Origin of the sequence: Streptomyces sp. NPDC001816, assembly GCF_042892235.1 — a bacterium.
Taxonomy (GTDB): Bacteria; Actinomycetota; Actinomycetes; order Streptomycetales; family Streptomycetaceae; genus Streptomyces.
Genome location: NZ_JBIATY010000042.1, coordinates 1 through 1,222, shown reverse-complemented (window position 1 = coordinate 1,222; position 1,222 = coordinate 1). Strand labels below are relative to the sequence as shown.

The 1,222-nt window shown below is 65.3% G+C and carries 1 protein-coding gene and 1 pseudogene; both read right to left on the bottom strand.

Going from position 1 to position 1,222, the window contains the following annotated elements:
- A partial coding sequence (locus ACFYZZ_RS45395) for an alpha-amylase family glycosyl hydrolase (protein WP_389189978.1) occupies positions 1-776 on the bottom strand: 776 nt, incomplete at its 3' end.
- A pseudogene (locus ACFYZZ_RS45390) lies at positions 773-1,222 on the bottom strand (alpha-1,4-glucan--maltose-1-phosphate maltosyltransferase); the annotation flags it as partial. The gene ACFYZZ_RS45395 and the pseudogene ACFYZZ_RS45390, both read right to left, overlap by 4 nt.

The window sequence follows — 1,222 nt, the reverse complement described above, 5'->3', positions numbered from 1 at the left end:
GCCAGCAGCACCGTGTCCGGGTACTGGGCGTCGATCTCCTTGCGCACCCGCTTGAGGAACTCGTGGGTCGCCGGCAGGTTCTCGCAGTTCGTGCCTTCCTGCTGGTACAGGTACGGCACGGCGTCCAGGCGGAACCCGTCGATACCGAGGTCCAGCCAGAACTTCAGCGCGGAGATCATCTCCTCCTGCACCGCCGGGTTCTCGTAGTTGAGGTCCGGCTGGTGCGAGAAGAAGCGGTGCCAGTAGTACTGCTTGCGTACGGGGTCGTACGTCCAGTTGGAGGCCTCGGTGTCGACGAAGATGATCCGGGCGCCCTGGAACTGCTTGTCGTCGTCGGCCCAGACGTAGTAGTCGCCGTACGGACCGTCCGGATCCCGCCTCGACTCCTGGAACCACGGGTGCTGGTCGCTGGTGTGGTTCATGACGAAGTCGATGATGACGCGCATGCCGCGCTGGTGGGCGGCGTCCACGAACTCCACGAAGTCGGCCAGGTCACCGAATTCGGGGAGTACGGCGGTGTAGTCGGAGACGTCGTAACCGCCGTCCCGCAGGGGTGACTTGAAGAACGGCGGCAGCCAGAGGCAATCCACGCCGAGCCACTGCAGGTAGTCGAGCTTGGCGGTCAGGCCCTTGAGGTCGCCGACGCCGTCACCGTTGCTGTCCTGGAAGGAGCGGACGAGTACCTCGTAGAAGACGGCGCGTTTGAACCACTCCGGGTCCCGGTCCTTGGCGGGAGTGTCCTCGAAGGTGTCCGGGACGGGCTCGTTGACGATCATATTGTGGGTGACCCTCCGATCTGCGGGGTGGACGGTCGCAGAACCGAGAAGACATGCGCGGGCCTGTGGCCCGGTTCGAGTCGCACATAGTTGGCCCTGCCCCAGTGATAGGTCTCGCCGGTGAGCTCGTCGCGCACCGGCACCGACTCGTGCCAGTCCAGGCCGAGTTGCGGCATGTCCAACGAGACCGTGGCCTCCTGGGTGTGGTGGGGGTCGAGGTTGGCGACCACCAGAACCGTGTTCGATCCGCTCCGCTTCGAGTAGGCGATCACCTCGTCCTTGTCGGCCTGGTGGAAGTGGAGGTCGCGCAGCTGCCGCAGAGCGGGATTGCGGCGCCTGATGTCGTTGAGCTTGGTGATGAGGGGGGCGAGGGTGCGGCCCTCGCGTGCGGCGGCGTCCCAGTCGCGGGGTTTGAGCTGGTACTTCTCCGAGTCCAGGTACTCCTC